Genomic DNA, 17,962 nt, shown 5'->3' with positions numbered 1-17,962 from the left:
GCCACGAAGTCGTCAAACAACCCTGACCAACCGTCAGTTACCCCTCCGCGCACACGGTGATCAACGACGCGCTGCCCACCGCGTCACGGAGTGTCGTTGCAGTACTAAGCGGCCCCGGACTCCGCATGGATCTCCTCGATCAGCGGCATGAGCTGCTCGTCGCGGAGCCGGCGGGCTGGCACTGCCCGGCTCTCCAATTCACGGGGGTGAGAGCCGGGCAGTGGGCTTCATGGGCGGCGAACCGTGTCGTGTTCAGGACGCGACTCGCGCGGATAGGGCGGCCGGCATGGACGAAACCCATCGGGTGCGTCTATGTCCCTCCCGCCCAGAAGATCGTTCTCCCCGTCCGCAGAACGGACCAGGGATCGTGCCGCAGCGGAGGCCGCACCTACTGGCCTCCCGGAACAGGACGGGAGCATCCGCTCCGTCGGGGCGGCGATCCGAAGCGCTCCTGCGCTCCTTGAGTCTGCCGGGGGCACCGCTGCGCTGGTGCTCATGCCTCCGGAGTACTGGGTTCCGATTGGGCCTTGGGGCGGTCATGGGCCAGAACGCCGCCGCGGGCCCAGTGGTCCGGGGCGATGTCACGCACGATCACTGTGACGGAGTCCGGACGGCAGCCGGTTACTTCTACTACCGAGTCGGTGAGGGAGCGGACGAGGCGGCGGCGTTCGTCCTCGCCGAAGCCGGTCCACCAGTCGACGGTCACGATGGGCATCTTGAAGGGATCCTCGATCTCGCAGTTGTTCTGGACTACTTGCGGTCGCGCAGGGCCAGTCCGCTCAGCAGCGCGCCGCCTGCGAAGGTCGCGGCGACTACGGGGGTGATGCCCGAGAAGCCCCGGTGCGCCAAGGCGTTCGCCAGCTGCGGGCCGAGGCTGGCGCCGATGAACATGGCGCAGGCGTAGAGGGCTACAGCAGCGCCGCGGGCCGGGCCGCCCTCGGCGCCGATGGCCGCCACCAGGGCGGGCGCCGCGATGGCGATACCCGCGACGAGTACAAGAAGCACGGAGCCGAGCGCCAGGACGGAGTGGCCGGTCACCGAGGCGGTGAGGGCGGCCAGGGCCGCGAGGAGAAGTGCTGCGGGGAGCCGGAGGCGGGTGGGTATCCGGCTGAGGGCGCTGGTGCCCAGAGGTACGGCGATCATTGCGGGTAGCGCGCTGGCGCGCAGGCCGAGCAGGGCCGCCGGGTCGCCCACGATGGCGGCTGGGCCGGCGAGGCTCACGGCGGTGTAGAGCGCGACGAACCCGCCGAGGAGAGTGGCCGTCGCCGCGTACAGGCACAGGAGCCGGGGGTTGGCCAGCAGCTTCGGCATGGCGGCGAACGCCGCTGAGACGGAGGCGGCCCGGTTGCCTGCGGCGGGCTTGAGGGCCTTGGTGGTGCACAGCGCCGCGAGGGCGAGCAGCGGAGCGCAGACGAGGAACGCAGAACGCCAGCCGGCCAGCGTGTTCATGCTCTGGGCGCCGACCTGCATCAGCACGGCCGCCGCGAGAAAGCCACTGGTCACGCAGCTCAATGCGACGGCTCGCCGCTCCGGCGCCACCCGGGTGGCGATGTAGGAGAAGGCGGCGGGCGCGAACGAGGAGGCGGTCACACCTTGCAGGGCGCGCAGTGCAAGCCCGGTGGCGAGGTTGGGCGCGGTGGCGACCAGAGCCGTGGTCAGGGTCGTCGCGAGCAGGCCGACCAGGATGACCTGGCGCGGGCCGTAGCGGTCGGAGAGGGGTCCCGAGAAGAGGAAGCCGGCGGCGTACGCGAGTCCGAAGCCGGTCGCCATCCAGGTCATGCTGCCCGCGGAGGCTCCGAAGGAGTGGCTCATCGGGCCGAACAGCGGCAGCACGATGTACATCTGGCCGACCACCAGGATGCCGGCGCCGGTCAGGAGGGCCGTGGTGGGCCCGGTGGGGCTCCAGTCCGGCTCTGTGGGGGCAGCGGATGTCGCGGCAGCGGCAGGGGACGCGGAGTCGGCGCCGATGGTGGAGGCAGGTGAAGACATGATCGCGAAGTTACCCAACCAAAAGGTTGGTTGGCAATAGGTGTCAACCGTACGGTTGGAAACCTTGTAGCGTGGGCCCATGCCCAGGGACGCGAGTGCCACCAGAGCCAAGTTGATCGCCGCTGCGCGGGAGGAGTTCGCCGAGTGCGGCATCGGCGGCGCCCGTGTCGAGCGCATCGCGCAGCAGGCCGGCGTCAACAAGGAACGCATCTACGGGCACTTCGGCAGCAAGGAGAAGCTGTTCGAAGCGGTCCTCGCCCAAGCCCTAGAGGAGCACACACAGACGCTCGGCTCGCCGTGCGGCGATATCGGCGAGTACGTGGGGCGCATCTACGACTTCCACAGCCGCAACCCCCAGGTACTGCGGCTCATGCTCTGGGAGGCACTCCACTACGGCGAGCAGCCGCTGCCCGACGAGGAGCGACGTGCGGAGCACTACGTGCACAAGACCGCCGCTTTCGCGCAGACACTGGGTCTCCCGCCGGGCCGCGACGCCGCCGTCGCCCTGCTCATGGCGATCGGTCTCGCAGCCTGGCCCCTGGCCGTGCCGCAGCTCACCCGCACATTGGCCGGTGGGCAAGAGGGGGTGGCAGCGACAGTCGACGGTGCCCCGCTGCGCGACACACTGGTGGCGTTTGCCCGCCGGATGCTGCCCGCGCCGGCGTCCTCCTCGTGAGCAGCTCTCCCGCGAGCGCCCCGGTGCGGAGCACCGGCGCCTCTCAGGCCGGAACCCTCTTCCGCTCGCTGCCGGTATTGCCGGTGAGCCGCACCGGAGGCTTGCCCGCCGGGCCGTAGGTGCCCCTGGTCACCGTGATGCAGGAATCCCGGACAACGGCCTGCGTCCGGGGTGGTGCAGCCGCGCGCAGCGGGCGTGCGGCCACACCGTCCGGGGCAGGGACCAGCGCCTTGGCGAACGCCTTGTTGACCGCGTCCAGGCGCGACGAGGCGTTCAGCTTGCCGAAGATATTGCGCAGATGGCGCTTGACCGTGCCCTCGGCGATGTTCAGTTGTGCGGCGATCTCCCGGTTGCTCAGTGCCTGCGCGACCAAGGTGAGCAGCTCGCGCTCCCGTGGCGAGAGCAGCTCACCGTCGGGCGGTGCCGGGGTGAGTGCCGACGGGGAGGCGGCCGGCCGGCCGCGCCGCCCGGGTGCGGCACTGCGGATGGCGGCGCAGAGCAGTTCCAGGCTCGTTACCCGGTGCAGATAGCCGCTTGCCCCGATGCGCAGCAGATGCCCTGCCGTGTCCGCCGTCCCGAAGCCGCCGAGTACGAGGACTGCGGTGTGTTCGGCCACGGAGCGGATCCGGCCGACAGTGATCTCCGGCGGCGGCCCCGGCAGGCCCGCGTCCAGCAGCAGGACGTCCGGCTGCAGGTTCGCGCACAGTGCGGTGGCCTCCTCGCTCGTGGCCGACTCGCCGATCACGTCGAACTCGCCCCTGGCGGTGAGCGCTTCGCGCAGCGCCTCGCGCAGTGCGACGTGATCGTGGCTCAGCAGGATACGGATCCGTGGCGGGCGCTGCGCGTCCCGCCCGTCAGCTGTCCCCATGCCCGCGGTGTTCCTGTACATCGTGCCCTCGCATAAACCTGATGGCTTGGTTGTTGCGGCCCCCCCGGGCCTGATGGCGGTCATCGTATGCCCATCCAGACCAACGATCGGTAAAGGACGGTGCCCCTGGAGGGGGAAGGTGTTCCTGGGATTGCGAGTCCTAGGAACACGTCCCCCCGGAGGAATCCGCCCTGGTGAGAGGCCGTGCACTTGGGTGACGGTGGTGTTCCGCTCGATGAGTGGAGGCGGCTGGTCCGCCATAGACCCTGTGAAACCAAGGAGCACATCCATGACCGCGATCACCCACGCCGAAGCCCTCGCCCGTGTCGAGGCAGGCATCGCCAAGGCTGAAGAGATCGGTGTGGCGATGAACATCGCGATCGTCGACAACGGCGGTCACCTGGTGCAGTTCTCCCGGCAGGACAACGCCTGGCTCGGTTCGATCGACATCGCCCTGAAGAAGGCCAAGACCTCGGTGCTCTTCCGCCTGCCCACCTCCGTCATCGGTCAGATCTCCCAGCCCGGCGGCCCGGTGTACGGCATCGAGCACAGCAACGCCGGTCTGGTGACCTTCGGCGGCGGCCTGCCCATCACCGACGAGGCGGGCAACGTCATCGGTGCCGTCGGTGTCTCCGGCGGTGACGTCAACCAGGACACCATCGTCGCCGAGGCCGTCGTCAACGCCGTGGCCACCGCCCTCGTCTGACGCGCGCGGCGTGTGCTGCCCTGGCCGAGGCCGGGGCAGCACACGGCGTCGGCACGGGCACACACCGGCCGCGCGTATGCCATGAACGCGCGGCCGGCGTGTGCCGGGCATCAACCGGGACCCTGGGGAGGGGAAAGTGGGACTGTTCGGATCCGCCGGACGCTGGGAAGGCCTCATCGCGTGTCCGCTCACGCCGTACGACGACGCCGGTGAGCTCGACGCCGCGACGTACGCCAAGCAGCTGGAGTTCTTGCTGGGTGCGGGTTTCACCGCGCTGTGCCCGCTCATGCACGCCGGCGAGTCGCTGAACCTCTCGTTCGCCGAACGCAGGGAGGTGAGCTCCCTGACCGTCTCGGCAGCGGGGCGGGCTCCCGTGGTCGCCCATGTGAGCTGTCCGGGCACCGACCACACCGTTGCCCTTGCGCGGCAGGCGCAGTCGGTGGGTGCGGCCGCGGTCATCGCGACGACGCCCTACCACTGGCACCCAGGCGACGCCGGGCTGCTCGCACACTTCTCGGCGGTGGCCGAGGCGGTGGACATTTCCGTGCTCGCGTACTCACCGCCGCCGTCGGCGGGCACTCCCCTGACTCCACGGCTGGTCGGGGAGCTGATCAGCCGTCATCCGAACTTCCTGGGGCTCAAGGAAGCGAGCAACGACGTCACCGCCTTCGGCGGGTTCGCCCGTTCCGCCGCCGCACTGCGCGCCGATTTCTCGGTCCTCGGCGGCATCGAGTACACGCTGGCCCAGCGTGCGCTGGGAGGTGCCGGTTCCTTCTCCATTCTCGCCCTCGTCGCACCGCGTCTGGTGCGGGAGCTGTGGACAGCCACCGTCCAGGGCGAGTTCGAGCGGGCGGCCGGGCTGCAGGACCGGGTGTCGCGGCTGCTTTCCCTGTTCATCCCGCGTTACCCGGCGGGGCTGAAGGCGGCGGCCGCGCTTATGGGCCGCCCTCTGGGGCCGACCCGGCTGCCGATTCCGCCGCTGGATCCCGCGGAGACGCAGGCACTGGCGCGAGCCCTGGAGGAGACGGGCATCACGGCACAGGAACCCTACGGCTGGGACCCGCAGGGGGACCCGGATCCGGAGCGTTTTCGCCGTGGCTCTTCCCCGGTCGCCGCATGACGCGCCGGACGGGGCCGATGCCCCTCACCGTCCACTACTTCGACGAATGAGCAGACGATGAACGACACCTGGGACCGCGCGAGCGTGGAGGCCCTGGCCCTCGAACACCGCCGCTGGGGACAGTGGGGTCCAGACGATGAACTGGGCGCCCTGAACTTCATCGACGAGGCGGCCGTCGCCGAGGCGGCGAAGCTCGTCCGGCACGGCCGGGTGATCTCACTGGCGATGCCCCTGGACGCGAGTGGCCCGCAGACCGGTGCGTACGGGCGGCACAATCCCGTGCACCACATGGTGCAGGACGGCGGTGACATCCTGCTCGGCGCCCAGGACCACCTGGCCGGTCTGCGCTACACCGACGATGCCGTGGCCATGCCTCTGCAGTGCGCCACGCACTGGGACGCCTTCAGTCACATCTTCTACGACGGGCAGATGTACAACGGCTACGGCCTCGCGGATGTGACGAGCTCGGGCGCGCGCCGATGCGGTGTCGAGCGGATGAGTGCGAGTCTGACGGGGCGGGGAGTGCTTCTGGACATCGCCCGTTTCCGGGGCGTTGACGCGCTGGCGCCAGGCGAGGCGATCGGCGACGTGGAGCTGGCTGCCTGCGCCGAGCGTCAGGGCGTGTCCGTCGGGCGTGGCGACATCCTGCTGGTCCGCACCGGTCATATGGCCAGGGCACGGGGGGCGGGCTGGGGCGACTACGCCGGCGGGGACGCGCCGGGCCTCGCCCTCTCCAGCTCCCGCTTCATCTGTACGCGACAGGTGGCGGCGGTGGCCGCCGACACCTGGGGCGTGGAGGTGCGGCCCAACGAGACTGCCGACATCTTCCAGCCCCTCCACCTGGTGCTCCTGGTGAACGCGGGCGTCGCCCTCGGTGAAATGTTCGACCTTGAGAAATTGGCTGACGACTGCGCCTCGGACGGCGTTTACGAATTCTTTCTGAGCGCGGCTCCCCTGCCGTTCAGCGGGGCCGTGGGAGGCCCCATGAACCCCATCGCCATCAAATAGCGCCTCTTTGCACCCAGGGTGCGTCGCCGGAACTGTCGGCGGCGCACCCCTCCGCATTTCAGAGACCCTCGGCGGCATGTCACTTTGGAGGTACTGGTACCTCCAAAGAAGTACTTCTGTTGACTTGATGCATGCCCCCTGAATATTATTCATAAGGCAGTTGGGGGCGGCTTCCGGGGAACCGGATCCGGACAACTGCCACGGGGATGGGGATGGACGTCGCAGTCCATTCCGCAGTGACTTCGGCCGAGTGGCCGGACGACGGGGAACCGGGGGGTTTGCGCGCAGGTTGCGCCTGTCGTGCACAGCACATCGTCCTGGTACCGGGCTGCGGCACTGCAGCTCCAGCCAGGTCTTCAGCTGCGTGACGGCTGCTTTCAGGAGTGGGTACGGGGCGAAACAACCAACGCCCTTCCGCATCACGCGCAAGCAGGCACCGAATCACTGCGGGCCTCCTTCAAAATTCTCCAAGTTCTTTTATCTGTCAGGGCGCTTTTCTGCGCTACCGAAAACGTGGGGAGTCAGGGAATGTCGACTGTCATCAAAGGAAGCGTGCCATCGACTCTCGGGGTCGATCTGAGCTTCTCCCGAACGGTGGACCGGGCAATGATCCACCGGCACAACCTGACAGAAGTCTTCCTCACGGACATTCAGCAGATCGATTCCGAAAATTTCGTCGCGGCGGCCCTTCTGCCTGTGATCCACCCGCACTACACCAGCCACGCGGGCCGTATCGACCTGCTGGACCCGATGCTGCTCCTCGAATGCGCTCGGCAGGCCGAAACCTTTGCGGCGCACGCGTTCTTCGACGTGGAAATGGGTGCCGCTTTCGTCCTGCGGAACTGGTCCATGGAGCTCTCCGCCCAAGCCCTCAGCACCCCGTTCACCGGTCCGACGGAGCTGGTGATGACCGCCGCCACCAGCGCGCCGCGCACCGTCGCCGGGCGGGTCCGCGGGCTCACCTACACCTTCGAGCTGTGGGCTTCGAACGAGTACGTGGGACGGATCGGCATGGAGGTCGGATACGTCGCGAAGGAGCCCTACCGCGCCATGCGGGCACGGGGCCGCAGCGGCCCTGTGCCGTCCTCGGCGGATCTGCCCCACCCCGTGGCCGCAACGCCCGTCGAGCCCACCCGCGTGGGCCGGCTGCACACCACGGACACCCTGCCCATCGACCTGGCCGTCGCCGCCGACAAGGTCACTGCGGCCCTGCGGGTGCCCGCCGACAATCCCAGCCTCTTCGACCACGCCCAGGACCACGTGCCCGGCATGGTCCTCCTGGAGGCGGGCCGCCAGCTGGCGGCTCTGGCCGCCGGCGAATGGGGCGCCGGCGCCGCCGACCGCACCGCCATGGTCTCGATGGACGCCTCCTTCACGGCGTATGCCGAGCTCGATGCCCCGGTCACCATGACCGCGACGCGGGCGGGCGATTCCCCGGCGGAGATCGATGTGACGTTCCATCAGGGCGGTGCCGACATCTCCCGCGTCCGGGTCGGTCTGGCCACGGTGCGGGAGGCCCAGTCGTGACAACGCTCTCCCGAGCGGCCGTCGTCGCGGGCCTGGGCGCGTACGTTCCTCCGAGGGTCGTGACCAACGACGACCTGGCGGCCTTCCTCGACACCGACGACGAGTGGATCCGCACCCGTACGGGCATCGCACAGCGGCATGTGATCGAGCCGGGCGAGGCCACCAGTGACCTCGCCGTGGAAGCCGGCCGGCGCGCCCTGGCCTCGGCCGGAACCCGGCACGCCGACGCCGTCGTCGTCGCCACCAGCACCCCGGACCGGCCGTGCCCGGCCACTGCCCCGGACGTCGCTGCCCGGCTCGGCCTGGGCCATGTGCCCGCCTTCGATGTGGCGGCCGTGTGCACCGGTTTCGTCTACGCACTGGCCACGGCGGCCGGGTTCATCGCGGCCGGCACGGCCGACACGGTCCTGGTGATCGGCGCCGACACGTTCTCGACCATCCTCGATCCGTCCGACCGCACCACCCGCGCGGTGTTCGGGGACGGCGCGGGCGCGATGCTGCTGCGCGCCGGGACGCAGGACGAACAGGGCGCGCTGTGCGGCTTGCGTCTGGGCAGCGACGGCAGTCGCAGTGAACTCATCGAGGTGCCGGGGCTCGGCTCCCGCACCCGTTCCACGGGCCTGCCCATCAAGGAGGAGGACACCTACTTCACGATGCAGGGCCGGGCCGTGTTCTCCGAGGCCGTACAGCGGATGTCCACAGCGGTGACCGAGACGGCGCAGCGGATCGGCTGGTCACTGACGGACATTGACCGGTTCGTTTTCCACCAGGCCAACTCCCGCATCCTCGCCGCCATCGCGGAACGGCTGGAAGTGCCGGCGGAGAAGCTCGTCTCGAACATCGAGCGGGTCGGCAACACCGTCGCCGCCTCCATCCCCCTGGCACTGGCCGACAGCCTCGAGTCCGGCGGACTCGAACCCGGTCACCGCGTGGTACTCGCGGGCTTCGGCGGCGGGCTCACCTGGGGCTCCGTCGCCCTGACCTGGCCCGATACGGCCACCGCCTGACGGCACCAGACGACATATCCAGAAACAGCAGAGCACTTCCAGAAACGAGACAGAGATGAACGGCATAGAACAGCGGATCGCCAACGTCCTCTCCACCAGCTTCAAGGTCGACCCCAACGCGATCGATTCCGACGTCACCTTCCTGGCCCTCAAGTTCGACTCGCTCGTCCTGATCGAGCTCAGCCTGATCCTCGAGAAGGAGTTCGGCACCCCCATCGAGGACGGCGAGCTGACCGACGACATGACCATCAACGACGCCGCCGAGCTGATTGCCGCCAAGGGGGCAACGGTCTGATGGCGCAGACGGGGGGGTCCTTCGGCGTCGCGATCACTGGACTGGGGCTTGTGACCCCGGCCGGAATCGGTGTGCAGCAGAACTGGGACCGCATTCAAACCGGTATCTCATGTGCGACGACGGACGAGTCCCTCACGGACTCCCCCGTCGGTTTCAACTGCCGCGTCCCCGGCTTCGACGCGGACGCCCTGCTGGGCGGCTTCTCCGCCTGGCAGATGGAGCGCTTCGTCCAGCTCGCGATCGTCGCGGCCCGCCAGTCGGCCGCAGACGCCGGACTCGACCCGAGCACCTGGGACGGCGCCCGCGTCGGCATCGTTCTCGGCAACTCCCTCGGCGGCGCCCAGACCTTCGAGCGGCAGCACAGCGCACTGCTCGAGCGCGGACCACGCGCGGTCTCGCCCCTCACGATCCCCATGTACATGGTGAACATGGCCGCCGGGTACGTCGCCATCGACCTGGGTGCCAAGGGACCGAGCCTGGTCACCGCCACCGCCTGCGCGTCGGGCAGCACGGCCATCGGCACGGCACGCGACCTGCTGCGCAGCGGCGCCTGCGACGTGGTGCTGGCCGGCGGCACCGAGTCCGCGCTCACCCCGACGACGCTCTCCGGCCTCGCCCGGATGGGCGCCCTGTCCAAGCGGTCCGACGACCCGGCGAGCGCCTGCCGTCCGTTCGACGCCGACCGCGACGGCTTCGTGGCGGGCGAGGGCGCCGGTGTCCTCGTACTGGAGCGCATCGAGGATGCCCGCGCTCGCGGTGCCCGCATCCGCGCCGTGGTCCGGGGCTTCGGCGCCGCCACCGACGCGCACCACGCCACGGCGCCCGAACCCGGGGGCCGCGGCATCGAGCAGGCGCTGCGGACGGCCCTCGCCGACGCCGGGCTCGGCCCCGGCGACGTCGACCACGTCAACGCGCACGGCACCTCGACCCCGATGAACGACGTGACCGAAGGCCGCATGCTGCGACGCGTCCTGGGCGACCGGGCCGCAGTGACCTCCACCAAGGGCGTCACGGGCCACACGCTGGCCGCGGCCGGTGCCATCGAGGCCGCCTACGCCGCGCTCGCCGTCGAGCACGGCACGGTTCCCCCCACCGCCAACCTGACCCGGCTCGACCCCGAGCTGGACATCGACGTCGTCGCCGGTGCCGCGCGCACCACCACGGTCGACGTCGCCGTCAGCACCTCGCTCGGCTTCGGCGGACACAACGCCGCCCTGGTGCTCACGGCCCACTGATTTCCCTCATCCCTCCCCTCGCAACCCGGCCCCGCACCAGCGGGCCCACTCACCACAGGAGAAACCACTCATGAGCAAGCTGCAGAAGATCAAGCTCGTCGCCCTCGACAGCGACGGTGTGCTGCTGAACGACACCTACAGCCCGGTCATCGAGCGCTTCGTCAAGAAGCACGGCGGCGAGTACACCGCCGCCGTCGAGCGCGGCGTGTGGGGCTCCCCGCAGCTGGCGGCCGGCCAGAACATGGCCCTCGCCTGCAAGCTGCCCTGGTCCGGCAAGGAGACCATCGACGCCTTCTTCGAGGAGCGCGCCGAGTACCTCAAGGAGCACCCGGTCCAGGCGACCGAGGGCGCCGAGGAGCTGCTCGCCACGCTGCGCGAGGCCGGTGTGCGGGTCACCTCCTACGGCGGCCGCAACCGCGAGTACAGCTTCGACAAGTTCCTCGGCCACCTCGCCGAGTACTTCGACCCGGAGACCCCGTACGTGGACGTGAACGACTTCCGCCCGGGCACCAAGGAGATCATCAAGCAGTTCGGCTACCAGGCCGACGAGGTGCTCTTCGTCGACGACATCAACCGTGTCGCCGAGGTCACCAAGGCCCTGGGCGCCGCCTTCATCGGCATCCCGGCCAACGCCCCGCACAACTTCCAGGTCCAGGAGATGGAGGAGACCGGTGTCCGCTACACCGTCGAGGACATCCGCCACATCGACCTGGAGCTGCTGAAGAAGGTCGACGAGGAGAGCGCCGCCGGCACCCTGTGGGCGGGCCGCAAGTAATGAGCAGGTCGGTCTTCATCACCGGCGGCAGCCGCGGCATCGGCCTGGCGGTGGCCAGGTCGTTCGCGGCAGCCGGTGACCGCGTAGCCGTCACCAGCCGCTCCGGTGAGGCCGAGGAGGGACTGCTCGGCCTCAAGGCCGACGTCACCGAGCCGGAGCAGGTCGAGCAGGCGCTGGCCGAGGCCGAGGCGGCGCACGGCACCGTCGAGGTCGTCGTCGCCAATGCGGGCATCACCTTGGACACCCCGATGCTGCGCATGACGGAGAACCAGTTCGAGGAGGTGCTGCGGACCAATCTCACCGGTGTCTTCACCACTGTGCGCACCGCGGTCCGCAGCATGCTCCCGGCCCGGAAGGGACGGATCATCCTCGTCTCCTCGGCGCTGGGATTCCTCGGCTCGCCCGGCCAGACCAACTACGCCGCGACCAAGGCCGGTCTTCTGGGACTGGCCCGCTCGCTGGTGTGGGAGCTGGGGGACCGCAACATCACGGTGAACCTGGTGGCGCCGGGAATCATCGACACGGATATGACCAAGCCGCTGTCCGCCGCGCGGATGGACGGGCTGATGAGGACGACACCGCTCGGCCGGCTCGGAACGGCCGACGAGGTCGCGGCGGCGGTCCGGTTCCTCGCGAGTGAAGAAGCCGGCTACATCACGGGCGCCGTCCTGCCCGTGGGTGGCGGTATCGGCATGGGGCACTGAGCGGTCCCGTGCCGTTGGGGAGGCCCGTCGGGATCCAGCTGATCCCCGGGCCTCCCCCTCAAGAGGCGGAGCCGATCCGCCAAAACAGTCAGTGGGAGGGGCAGAGAAACTGTGACTGAGCTGAACAGACGAAGAGTCCTGGTGGGGGCCGCGGGGACCGCGGGAGGCCTCGCCGTGACCGGCGCGACCGGTTCGGCGGCGTTCGCCGCCGACCCCGCCGAAACCCCCGGGTCGGCGGACACGCAGACCAGTGGCAGCACCAGCGCGCCCGCGGCAACGGTCACCCCTACTGACCAGCGCTACCCGGAGCTGGTGACCGGCAACAACCAGCGCTGGGTGGCCAAGCCCGACACCGTACAGCTGGTCACCACCTCGGCCCAGGCCGTGGCCGTGGTGCAGAACGCGGTCAGCGCCGGCAAGCGGATCACCGTCCGCAGCGGCGGGCACTGCTACGAGGACTTCGTGTCGAACCCCGACGTGAAGGTCATCCTCGACATGTCGAAGATGAACAGGGTGTACTGGGACTCCGCGCGCAGAGCGTACGCGGTGGAGGCCGGTGCCGTACTCCTCGACATGTACGAGCAGCTCTACAAGCTGTACGGCGTCGTGGTCCCGGGCGGTTACTGCTACTCGGTCGGCGTGGGCGGTTTCATCGCCGGTGGCGGCTTCGGCCTGCTCAGCCGGCGCAACGGCCTCTCCGTCGACCACCTCTACGGTGTCGAGGTCGTCACCGTCGACACCTACGGCAGGGCCCGGCTCACCGTCGCGACCCGTGAGGCGGGCGACCCCAACCGCGACCTGTGGTGGGCCCACACCGGTGGCGGCGGCGGCAACTTCGGCGTCGTCACCCGTTACTGGTTCCGCTCGGCCGGCTCCGACGGCTCGAACCCCGCCACCGCGCTTCCCAAGCCGCCGGCACAGGTCCTGCTGAGCACGGTCACCATGCCCTGGAGCAAGCTCAGCCAGGCGGACTTCACCAAACTCGTCGACAACTACGGCAAGTGGTACGCGGCCAACAGCGCCCCCGACTCCCCGTACACCGCGCTCGGCAGCTATCTGATACTGAACCACCAGGCGAACGGCGCCGTCTCCATCCTCACCCAGGTCGACGCCACCGCGCAGGGCGCGCAGAGCCTGCTCGACAGCTTCCTCGCCGCGGTGACCGACGGTGTCTCGGCGACCCCCTCCCCGCTGCCGGCCCCGCGCACGCTGCCGTGGCTGAGGGCGACCCGCATGCTCGGCACCAGCAGCCCGGTCCTCAACAACCCGACCCTGCGCGGCGACCACAAGTCGGCCTGCATGCGCAAGGGGTTCCCGCCCGAGCAGATCGCGACGCTCTACAAGTACCTCAACAGCCCGGACTACTCCAACGCCATGGCCAACGTCGTGCTGCACCCCTATGGCGGCAAGGTCGCCTCGGTGGCCGAGGCCGACACCGCGGCCCCCCACCGCTCCACCGTGTTCAAGGTGCTCACCCAGACCTTCTGGCAGGACGCGGCCGAAGACGCCAAGCACCTCGCCTGGACGCGCGCCTTCTACGGGGAGATGTACGCGGCGACCGGCGGCGTACCGGTGCCGAACGACGTCACGGACGGCTGCTACGTGAACTACCCGGACACCGACATCAGCGACCCGGCGTACAACACGTCGTCGGCGCCGTGGCACCGCCTGTACTACAAGGACAACTACCCGCGCCTGCAGAAGGTCAAGGCCGCCTGGGACCCGAAGAACATCTTCCGCCACGGCCAGTCGGTCCAGCTGCCGTGACCCCCGACCGGAGCGGCGCCACCGAGCAGGACGCGTCGGCTCTCTGGCGCCCCTCCGGGGCGTGGACCGCAAGTACACGGCTGCGTGAATACGCCGACGCCCTGGCGGCGCGCGGTGTGCGCACCGATACGTACGCGTCCCTGTGGGCGTGGTCGACCGAGCACCTGGAGGAGTTCTGGGCCTCGGTCTGGGAACACTTCGGGGTGCGAGCCGACGGCCGGTACGAGCAGGTGCTGAGCGGGCGTGAGATGCCCGGGGCACGCTGGTTCGAGGGCACCCGTCTGAACTGGGCCGAGCATGTCCTGCACGATCGCGGGAGCGAGGAGACCGCGCTGGTCTTCGTCGCCGAGGGCGAGGCGCCGCAGGAGATCCCCTGGGCCGTGCTGCGCCGGCAGGTGGGCGCACTGGCGGCGCGGCTGCGCTCCTGGGACGTGCGGCCCGGCGACCGGGTCGCCGCCTATCTGCCCAACACTCCGCACGCCGTGATCGCCCTGCTGGCGTGCGCCGCGGTCGGCGCCGTGTGGTCGGCGTGCGGGCCGGAGTTCGCGAGCTCGGGGGCCATCGACCGGTTCCGGCAGATCGAACCCGTGGTGTTCATCACCGCGGACGGCCACCGTCAGGGCGGCAAAGCCGTGGACCGACGCGAGGCAGCGGCCGAGATCCTGGCGGGGCTGCCCTCCGTGGCCCGTACCGTCCACGTCCCGTACGCCTTCTCCGACGAGGACTGGCGCCCGCACGAGGCGTCCGTCCCCTGGGACGAGGCGGTCGCGGACGAGTGCGAGCCCGAGTTCAGCAGGGTGCCCTTCGACCATCCCCTGTGGGTGCTGTACTCCTCGGGCACCACGGGCCTGCCCAAGGGGATCGTGCACGGCCACGGCGGCATCCTCCTGGAGCAGCTCAAGTGCCTGGCCCTGCAGATGGACGTCCGGCGCGGCGACCGGTTCTTCTGGCAGTGCAGCACCAGCTGGATGATGTGGAACTTCCAGCTCGGGGCCCTGCTGCACGACGCCGCCGTGGTCCTGTACGACGGTTCGCCGGCCTACCGGGGCGCGGGCGCCCTGTGGCGGCTCGCCGAGGAGGTCCGGCTGACCCACTTCGGCGTCAGCGCGGGCTACTTGATGTCCTGCGACACGGTGGGCCTGCGTCCCGGAGAGCAGCACGACCTGAGCGTACTGCGGATGATCGGCTCCACCGGGTCGCCGCTGCCGCCGAGCGGCTACCGGTGGGTGTACGAGGCGGTCAAGCGGGACGTGTGGCTCAACCCCACATCAGGCGGCACCGATGTGTGCACCGCCTTCGTGGCGGGCAACCCTGTCTCTCCCGTGTACGAGGGCGAGATGCAAAGCCTCGCGCTGGGCTGCTCCGTGCAGTCATGGGACGACGAAGGCCGGGAAGTCGTCGGCGACACCGGTGAGCTGGTGCTCACCGCACCGATGCCGTCGATGCCGGTGGGGTTCTGGAACGATCCTGGCGGAGAGCGATACCGGGACGCCTACTTCACCACCTACCCGGGTGTGTGGCGGCACGGCGACTGGTGCACCATCACCCGGCACGGTGGCGTGATCATCCACGGCCGGTCCGACTCCACCCTCAACAAGCAGGGCGTGAGGATGGGTTCGGCGGACATCTACGACGTGGTGGAGCGTCTGCCCGAGATCGCGGACTCCCTGGTCATCGGCGTCGAACAGGCGGACGGCGGCTACTGGATGCCGTTGTTCGTCCAGCTCGCCGACGGCGCGGAACTCAGCCATGACCTGCGCAGGCGCATCAAGGACACCATCCGCGCCCACCTGACACCGCGCCATGTTCCGGACGAGGTAGTCCAGGTGCCGGGTGTGCCGCACACCCGGACCGGAAAGCGCCTTGAGGTCCCGGTCAAGCGCCTCATGCAAGGGGTGGCACCGGACAAGGCCGTGAACGCCGGATCGGTCGACGACCCCGCGCTGGTGGACTGGTTCTCCGCATATGCGGAGCAGCGCCGGGCCGACCGGGCTTTTTGAAAGAGAGCGAAAGATGGGGACAGCAACACTTCGGGCACACACGGGCGAGCTGCTCGCGCTCAAAGAGAGCGTGGCCCACGGGGACGCGGCGGCGACCCGGCGCCAGCACGACAAGGGCAAGCTCACCGCGCACGAGCGGCTGCAGCTGCTCTTCGACGAGGGCAGCTTCACCGAGATCGAGGCCCTGCGTCGGCACCGGGCCACGGGCTTCGGTCTGGAGGCCAAGCGGCCCCACTCCGACGGGGTGGTGACGGGCTGGGGCCTGGTGGACGGGCGGCAGGTCTTCGCCTACGCCCACGACTTCAGGATCTTCGGCGGCGCACTCGGCGAGGCCCACGCCGAGAAGATCCACAAGCTGATGGACCTGGCCGAGAAGGCTGGGGCGCCGCTGGTCGGCCTGTGTGACGGCGCGGGCGCCCGCATCCAGGAAGGCGTCACCGCCCTGGCGGGATACGGCGGCATCTTCACCCGAAATGTCCGCAACTCCGGGGTCATCCCGCAGATCAGCGTCATGCTGGGGCCCTGCGCGGGCGGCGCCGCCTACTCCCCGGCGCTGACCGACTTCGTCTTCATGGTGCGCGGCACCTCCCAGATGTTCATCACCGGGCCCGACGTGGTGCAGGCCGTCACCGGCGAGGTGATCAGCCAGGACGCACTCGGCGGCGCGGACGCCCATGCGGAGAAGTCCGGTGTGGCCCATCTCGCCTACGACGACGAGGAGTCCTGCCTGGCGGACGTGCGCCATCTGCTCTCGCTGCTGCCCACCAACAACCGGGAACAGCCGCCGCACACCGAGGCGACGGACCCGGCCGACCGGCGCACCGAGGCCCTGCTCGACCTCGTGCCCGCCGACCCCAACCAGGCGTACGACATGCGCAAGGTCATCGAGGAGGTCGTCGACGACGGCGAGTTCTTCGAGGTGCACGAGCGCTGGGCGCCCAACATCGTGTGCGCGCTGGCGCGGCTCGACGGCCAGGTCGTCGGCATCGTCGCCAACCAGCCGGCCTCGTTCGCGGGTGTCCTCGACATCCACGCTTCAGAAAAGGCCGCCCGCTTCGTGCAGACCTGCGACGCCTTCAACATCCCGCTGGTCACGCTCGTCGACGTACCCGGCTTCCTGCCCGGCGTGGACCAGGAGCACGGCGGCATTATCCGGCACGGGGCCAAGCTCCTGTACGCGTACTGCAACGCCACCGTGCCCCGCGTCCAGCTGATCCTGCGCAAGGCCTACGGCGGCGCCTACATCGTCATGGACTCCCGCTCGATCGGCACCGACATCTCGCTGGCCTGGCCCACGAACGAGATCGCGGTGATGGGTGCCGAGGGTGCGGCGGGCGTCATCTTCCGGCGCGAAATCGCCGCGTCCGACACGCCGGACGCCACCCGTGCCCAGCTGGTCAAGGAGTACAAGACCGAGCTGATGCACCCGTACTACGCCGCCGAGCGGGGACTGGTCGACGACGTCATCGACCCGGCCGACACGCGCCGCCGGCTGATCGGCGCCCTGTCCATGCTGCGGACCAAGTACGCGCCACTGCCCAGCCGCAAGCACGGGAACCAGCCCCAATGAGTACCGGCACCCTCATCCGAGTAGAGCGCGGCATGCCGCACGAGCACGAAGTAGCGGCGATCACAGCCGTGCTGCTCGCCCTCACTGCCACCCGCGCGGAGACCGGCTCCTGTGAGACGGCTCCTCGCGCGGCGACCTGGTGCCGGGCGGGCGCGGGCAGCGTGCCGCGTGCCCGGGCGGGCTGGCAGACCACGAGGTGAGCTGGCGCACCAGGCAAAGCAGCCCCAACAAGACACACCCGTAAACGAGACCAAGGGAAAGACCGAGCCATCGTGCGCAAGGTGCTCATCGCCAACCGTGGCGAAATCGCTGTCCGTGTCGCCCGTGCCTGCCGGGACGCCGGGATCGGGAGCGTAGCCGTCTACGCCGATCCGGACCGGGACGCCCTGCACGTCCGCGCGGCCGACGAGGCGTTCGCCCTGGGCGGTGACACCCCCGCCACCAGCTACCTGGACATGGGCAAGGTCCTCCAGGCCGCCCGCGACTCGGGAGCCGACGCCATCCACCCCGGCTACGGCTTCCTCTCCGAGAACGCCGAATTCGCCCAAGCGGTGCTGGATGCCGGTCTGACGTGGATCGGGCCGCCGCCGCAGGCCATCCGCGACCTGGGCGACAAGGTCGCCGCCCGCCACATCGCCCAGCGCGCCGGCGCCCCCCTCGTCGCCGGCACCCCCGACCCCGTCTCCGGCGCCGACGAAGTCGTCGCGTTCGCCGA

18 protein-coding genes are annotated in these 17,962 nt (G+C 69.8%); 15 read left to right on the top strand and 3 right to left on the bottom strand.

What is annotated here, in order from left to right:
* Positions 1-493: 493 nt before the first annotated feature.
* Together IE252_RS42045 and IE252_RS42040 are read right to left on the bottom strand one after the other, a co-directional pair.
* Positions 494-715, bottom strand: a complete 222-nt coding sequence (locus IE252_RS42045) for a tautomerase family protein (RefSeq protein WP_190094801.1) — start codon at positions 713-715, stop codon at positions 494-496.
* Between the two features lie 35 nt (positions 716-750).
* Positions 751-1,989: an MFS transporter gene (locus IE252_RS42040; protein WP_190094800.1), complete on the bottom strand. Its 1,239-nt coding sequence runs from the start codon at positions 1,987-1,989 to the stop codon at positions 751-753.
* Positions 1,990-2,068: 79 nt separating this feature from the next.
* On the opposite strand from IE252_RS42040, the gene IE252_RS42035 reads away from it, so the two are divergent.
* A complete protein-coding gene (locus tag IE252_RS42035; protein WP_190094799.1) occupies positions 2,069-2,665 on the top strand; it encodes a TetR/AcrR family transcriptional regulator in 597 nt (198 codons plus the stop codon).
* A 43-nt stretch (positions 2,666-2,708) separates the two neighbouring features.
* On the opposite strand, the gene IE252_RS42030 is transcribed toward IE252_RS42035, so the two are convergent.
* Positions 2,709-3,533 carry a LuxR C-terminal-related transcriptional regulator gene (locus tag IE252_RS42030; RefSeq protein WP_190094798.1) on the bottom strand — a complete coding sequence of 275 codons (825 nt, stop codon included), beginning with the start codon at positions 3,531-3,533 and terminating at the stop codon, positions 2,709-2,711.
* A gap of 289 nt (positions 3,534-3,822) precedes the next feature.
* Here IE252_RS42030 and IE252_RS42025 point away from each other — a divergent pair, with 289 nt between their 5' ends.
* The 14 genes from IE252_RS42025 to IE252_RS41960 all read left to right on the top strand — a co-directional run.
* Positions 3,823-4,239, top strand: a complete 417-nt coding sequence (locus IE252_RS42025; protein ID WP_190094797.1) for a GlcG/HbpS family heme-binding protein — start codon at positions 3,823-3,825, stop codon at positions 4,237-4,239.
* 136 nt (positions 4,240-4,375) lie between these two features.
* Positions 4,376-5,359: a dihydrodipicolinate synthase family protein gene (locus IE252_RS42020; protein WP_190094796.1), complete on the top strand. Its 984-nt coding sequence runs from the start codon at positions 4,376-4,378 to the stop codon at positions 5,357-5,359.
* 57 nt (positions 5,360-5,416) lie between these two features.
* The gene (locus IE252_RS42015; protein WP_190094795.1) at positions 5,417-6,367 is read left to right on the top strand and encodes a cyclase family protein; all 951 of its coding nucleotides are present in this window, start codon (positions 5,417-5,419) and stop codon (positions 6,365-6,367) included.
* Positions 6,368-6,919: 552 nt separating this feature from the next.
* A complete protein-coding gene (locus tag IE252_RS42010; RefSeq protein ID WP_190094794.1) occupies positions 6,920-7,894 on the top strand; it encodes an AfsA-related hotdog domain-containing protein in 975 nt (324 codons plus the stop codon).
* The gene (locus IE252_RS42005) at positions 7,891-8,901 is read left to right on the top strand and encodes a beta-ketoacyl-ACP synthase III (protein ID WP_190094802.1); all 1,011 of its coding nucleotides are present in this window, start codon (positions 7,891-7,893) and stop codon (positions 8,899-8,901) included. The genes IE252_RS42010 and IE252_RS42005 overlap by 4 nt, the downstream gene beginning before the upstream one ends.
* A complete protein-coding gene (locus IE252_RS42000) occupies positions 8,885-9,196 on the top strand; it encodes an acyl carrier protein (RefSeq protein WP_444545973.1) in 312 nt (103 codons plus the stop codon). The genes IE252_RS42005 and IE252_RS42000 overlap by 17 nt, the downstream gene beginning before the upstream one ends.
* Positions 9,196-10,431, top strand: a complete 1,236-nt coding sequence (locus IE252_RS41995) for a beta-ketoacyl-[acyl-carrier-protein] synthase family protein (RefSeq protein WP_190094792.1) — start codon at positions 9,196-9,198, stop codon at positions 10,429-10,431. Before IE252_RS42000 ends, IE252_RS41995 begins: the two co-directional genes overlap by 1 nt.
* Before the next feature lie 70 nt (positions 10,432-10,501).
* Complete coding sequence (locus tag IE252_RS41990) at positions 10,502-11,206, top strand: HAD family hydrolase (protein ID WP_190094791.1); 705 nt, start codon at positions 10,502-10,504, stop codon at positions 11,204-11,206.
* Complete coding sequence (gene fabG, locus IE252_RS41985; RefSeq protein ID WP_190094790.1) at positions 11,206-11,910, top strand: 3-oxoacyl-ACP reductase FabG; 705 nt, start codon at positions 11,206-11,208, stop codon at positions 11,908-11,910. Before IE252_RS41990 ends, fabG begins: the two co-directional genes overlap by 1 nt.
* Positions 11,911-12,084: 174 nt before the next feature.
* A complete protein-coding gene (locus IE252_RS41980; protein WP_229849152.1) occupies positions 12,085-13,677 on the top strand; it encodes an FAD-binding oxidoreductase in 1,593 nt (530 codons plus the stop codon).
* Positions 13,674-15,677 (top strand): acetoacetate--CoA ligase, encoded by a 2,004-nt coding sequence (locus IE252_RS41975; RefSeq protein ID WP_190094788.1) that lies wholly within the window; start codon positions 13,674-13,676, stop codon positions 15,675-15,677. Before IE252_RS41980 ends, IE252_RS41975 begins: the two co-directional genes overlap by 4 nt.
* A gap of 13 nt (positions 15,678-15,690) precedes the next feature.
* A complete protein-coding gene (locus tag IE252_RS41970) occupies positions 15,691-17,247 on the top strand; it encodes an acyl-CoA carboxylase subunit beta (protein WP_190094787.1) in 1,557 nt (518 codons plus the stop codon).
* Complete coding sequence (locus IE252_RS41965; RefSeq protein ID WP_190094786.1) at positions 17,244-17,447, top strand: acyl-CoA carboxylase subunit epsilon; 204 nt, start codon at positions 17,244-17,246, stop codon at positions 17,445-17,447. The genes IE252_RS41970 and IE252_RS41965 overlap by 4 nt, the downstream gene beginning before the upstream one ends.
* A gap of 72 nt (positions 17,448-17,519) precedes the next feature.
* Positions 17,520-17,962: biotin carboxylase N-terminal domain-containing protein (locus IE252_RS41960; RefSeq protein ID WP_308434613.1), on the top strand; the 443-nt coding region annotated here is incomplete at its 3' end.

Origin of the sequence: Streptomyces melanogenes (genome assembly GCF_014649795.1) — a bacterium.
Lineage (GTDB): Bacteria > Actinomycetota > Actinomycetes > Streptomycetales > Streptomycetaceae > Streptomyces > Streptomyces noboritoensis.
The sequence above is the reverse complement of the archived record's forward strand: the minus strand, read 5'-3'. Positions and strand labels throughout refer to the sequence as shown.

What these genes read in the sequence shown, in the direction of transcription:
- IE252_RS42045 (WP_190094801.1), bottom strand. Translation starts at nt 715, where the DNA reads ATGCCCATCGTGACCGTCGACTGGTGGACCGGCTTCGGCGAGGACGAA.
- IE252_RS42040 (WP_190094800.1), bottom strand. Translation starts at nt 1,989, where the DNA reads ATGTCTTCACCTGCCTCCACCATCGGCGCCGACTCCGCGTCCCCTGCC.
- IE252_RS42035 (WP_190094799.1), top strand. Translation starts at nt 2,069, where the DNA reads ATGCCCAGGGACGCGAGTGCCACCAGAGCCAAGTTGATCGCCGCTGCG.
- IE252_RS42030 (WP_190094798.1), bottom strand. Translation starts at nt 3,533, where the DNA reads ATGGGGACAGCTGACGGGCGGGACGCGCAGCGCCCGCCACGGATCCGT.
- IE252_RS42025 (WP_190094797.1), top strand. Translation starts at nt 3,823, where the DNA reads ATGACCGCGATCACCCACGCCGAAGCCCTCGCCCGTGTCGAGGCAGGC.
- IE252_RS42015 (WP_190094795.1), top strand. Translation starts at nt 5,417, where the DNA reads ATGAACGACACCTGGGACCGCGCGAGCGTGGAGGCCCTGGCCCTCGAA.
- IE252_RS41995 (WP_190094792.1), top strand. Translation starts at nt 9,196, where the DNA reads ATGGCGCAGACGGGGGGGTCCTTCGGCGTCGCGATCACTGGACTGGGG.
- IE252_RS41990 (WP_190094791.1), top strand. Translation starts at nt 10,502, where the DNA reads ATGAGCAAGCTGCAGAAGATCAAGCTCGTCGCCCTCGACAGCGACGGT.
- fabG (WP_190094790.1), top strand. Translation starts at nt 11,206, where the DNA reads ATGAGCAGGTCGGTCTTCATCACCGGCGGCAGCCGCGGCATCGGCCTG.
- IE252_RS41970 (WP_190094787.1), top strand. Translation starts at nt 15,691, where the DNA reads ATGGGGACAGCAACACTTCGGGCACACACGGGCGAGCTGCTCGCGCTC.
- IE252_RS41965 (WP_190094786.1), top strand. Translation starts at nt 17,244, where the DNA reads ATGAGTACCGGCACCCTCATCCGAGTAGAGCGCGGCATGCCGCACGAG.